The organism is Rhodococcus sp. P3_B8 (assembly GCF_056402775.1).
In genome coordinates, this window is sequence record NZ_JBFUGT010000505.1 from 1 (window position 1) to 3,045 (window position 3,045).

The 3,045-nt window shown below is 66.7% G+C and carries 4 protein-coding genes; 3 read left to right on the plus strand and 1 reads right to left on the minus strand.

Going from position 1 to position 3,045, the window contains the following annotated elements; all coding sequences use genetic code 11:
- The coding region (locus AC1D1G_RS43640; protein ID WP_477956756.1) for a protein kinase family protein at positions 1-1,002 on the plus strand (1,002 nt) is incomplete at its 5' end.
- 4 nt (positions 1,003-1,006) lie between these two features.
- Here AC1D1G_RS43640 and AC1D1G_RS43645 read toward each other — a convergent pair.
- The gene (locus AC1D1G_RS43645; protein ID WP_348539671.1) at positions 1,007-1,891 is read right to left on the minus strand and encodes a poly-gamma-glutamate hydrolase family protein; all 885 of its coding nucleotides are present in this window, start codon (positions 1,889-1,891) and stop codon (positions 1,007-1,009) included.
- Between the two features lie 166 nt (positions 1,892-2,057).
- On the opposite strand from AC1D1G_RS43645, the gene AC1D1G_RS43650 reads away from it, so the two are divergent.
- Together AC1D1G_RS43650 and AC1D1G_RS43655 are read left to right on the plus strand one after the other, a co-directional pair.
- Positions 2,058-2,423, plus strand: coding sequence for a DsrE family protein (locus AC1D1G_RS43650; protein ID WP_011593566.1), 366 nt, complete (start codon positions 2,058-2,060; stop codon positions 2,421-2,423).
- Positions 2,424-2,515: 92 nt separating this feature from the next.
- Positions 2,516-3,045 (plus strand): nucleoside hydrolase (locus tag AC1D1G_RS43655; protein ID WP_477956757.1); only part of this gene is annotated, 530 nt, incomplete at its 3' end.

Below are 3,045 nucleotides of genomic sequence, written 5' to 3' on the forward strand. Positions count from 1 at the left end.
CCGACGACGCAGGGAACGAACCTGCGGACGATCCTCCAGACCACCAGGCCGATGGAGGTATCACGGGCGGTCGGCGTTGTCGAGCAACTGGCGTCGGCGCTGGAAGCCGTGGGCGCGGCCGGGTTGGTCGAGCAGGAAGTGTCGCCGGCGAATGTGATCGTGCAGGACGGCGGACTGATCCAGCTCACCGACGTAGGGCTCCCCACGATTCTCGGGGCCGCATCGGGCGTCTACGGCCTGACCTGTGTGTTGTACGAGTGCCTCACCGGCGAGGCGTTCCCGACCTCGGCGGTCCCGACGCCGCCCGTCGGCATGGCCGCCGTGATCGCACGCGGGACGGCGGTCGACCCCGCGCGCCGCTATCGGTCGGCGGGCGAACTCGCCGCCGCCGCCCGCGTCGCGGCGCCACCGCAACAGCCTGCCGTCGAGCCCGCTCCCGCGACCCCTCCGATCGACCGGAACCGTCGCCTGATCGTCGCCGGACTTGCGCTCGCCGCGATCATCGCTGTCGCTATTGTCGGTGGCCTGATCATCGGGTCGGGAACATCATCGCCCCACGTTGCCGTGCCTACGCCGTCGTCGAGCGCGGCCGGGCCGGTATCGCCGTCGTCGTCACCGACCGCCATGGCGAACCCGACCGCTGCCGAGCAGGTGCCGCCGGTGCAAGCACCAGCACCGACTCAGGCGCCGGTGGCGGAGGCTCCCATTCAGGAGGAGGCCATACCGACACCGGCGCCGCAATCGCCACCGGTGGTGCCGGCACCCGCACCGCCTCCGGGAGCGTTCGCTCCGCAGGTGCTGCCGTGCTACCCGGGWTACGAGCACACTCCGCCCCCGGACGGTCCGTGTCTCCCGCCCGGCTCGCCACCGGCGAATGCACCGGCACCCGTGCCTGCCCCTGCACCCGCRCCGGCCCCTGCCCCGCAGGTRCTGCCGTGCTACCCGGGATACGAGCACACCCCGCCCCCGGATGGGCCGTGCTGGGCTCCCGCGGGCCCGTGAAGTCTCACCGACGATTGTCGGTGGCGATCCAGGTGTCGTAGACCTCGCTGACTGCTGCGGCGATCGCCGGACCGTGCAGTGTCCGCGCGGCTCGTGATTGTTCGATTTGGATTCCGCCGGCAGCGTCGATGGTCAGGCGGTTGACGAGGTTGGATGGGGATTCACCGCTATGTCGTTCTCCGGGTTCGGCGACCCGAACACAGATTCCGCTTCCGTCGAGTGCCTTCGCGATCGCGTTCCGGACGTCCGCCTTGAGCCGCGCGGGAGCGAGGCCGCCGATGAGGACGTCGTTTCCTCGGTAGCCGTGAAACGACAGCGCCCACCGGAATCGTCTCGCCGACAGGGAGCGTAGAAGCGGAAAGCTGTGCACGCTGAGATCAGTCGAGGAAATGTGCCATGCCCGGTAGGCATTGCCTACCGGTCGCCACCCTTTACACACCCACAGCGTCGAATCGCGTGATCCCAGCGAAGCGACGACCTGTTCAGCCTGCTGATCCGTTCGGGTTTCGATCGCGCCACCGTGCGGTGCCAGGACCACGAGACGGTGATGTCGCCCGTCGTCTTCGAGCCGCTCGATGAACTCACCCCCGATTTCGGCCTCTTCCTCGGTCATCGCGGAGGCGGTGCACCGACGGTCGAGAATCACCGTCTGTCCCGGCGCCGCGCCGAGCCGACGACAGCCACCCTCCGTTATCCCGATGGTGTCGATCTCTTCCACATCGGTATCCGGGATCAAAGTGAACAGTGCGGTCGTTTCCCCGTGGCTCACGCGAGCCTGTTGACGCGGCTCCGCTCCCATCCGAGTCAACATCCGCGGGTGAATCCCGATACGTTCGCCGGCGGATGCCCTGGTGGAGTGATCGTGACGGACTGCGAGGCGCAAAGGCATCGAAACCTGCTGAAACGAACGATGTTCGAACACCCTTTCAGGTTAGGCTCGAATCTGTTGTGGGTGCGGTCGAAACAACTAAACCGCCATCGATCTCGACGGGCGAATCCGGTGACTCGATGAAGCCCCCTTGTCGGCAGTCCTCGTGCGGCGAAGACTCGAATCCATGAGTAATAAAGCAGTGGTCAGTCTCACCACCGGTCTCGAGGACGCCGAGAAGGTGACGGTTGCGTTTCTGGTCGCGGTCGGCGCGGCAGAACAACAGCGCGAGACGCTGATGTTTCTCACGAAAGAAGCGGTACGGCTCGCGCTCGACGGCACGATTCAGGGCGTGGCCTGCGAAGGTTGTCCGCCGCTTCCCGATCTGGCGGCACGATTCGCGACCGCGGGCGGCATCTACATGGTGTGTCCGATCTGCTTCGAGGCCAAGCACCTCGACAAAGACGCGCTGGTATCCAATGCCGAACTCGCCGGGACGGTACCGATGTGGAAGTGGATCGGCGACGAAGGGGCGGTGACCTTCAGCTACTGACCGACGGAACGGGCGGGAGTCGGGTCCAGTTACACTGCGCGCGAGGGTGATCGAGTCGATTCGATCAGGGATCACGGGGGACAGGACCGGCAGTGACCGACCGTTACGTACTCGTCGACACCGACGCCGGCGTCGACGACGCGCTTGCATTGCTCACCATTGCACAGCACGCCGGAACCGAAATCGTCGGTGTYGGAACCGTGTTCGGGAACTGCACCGAAATGCAGGCCGCGCGGAACGCCCTCACCGTTCTGTCCGTCGCCGGCATGCGTGGCGTTCCGGTGTGCGTCGGACAACCACGCCCAGGGCCACCACCTGCCACCAGCTCCCCACACGGACTCGACGGACTCGGGGACCGCGGATATCGGCCACCACCGGGCGTGGGCCCGGCGTCCGAGTCCGCCGTCGATCAACTGCTCCGCGTCGCGCAGGACCGGCCCGGTGCGGTGGACCTGCTGTGCCTGGGTCCGCTGGCCAACATCGCCGCCGCTGTCACACGCGACCCACGGATCCTGACCCGCTTCCGTTCGGTCACCATCATGGGCGGCATGGGACCCGTCTCCCGTAGAGCTGTCGTGGCTGCAGAACAGCCACAATTCCTCGAGAAAGGTGACACCAATAC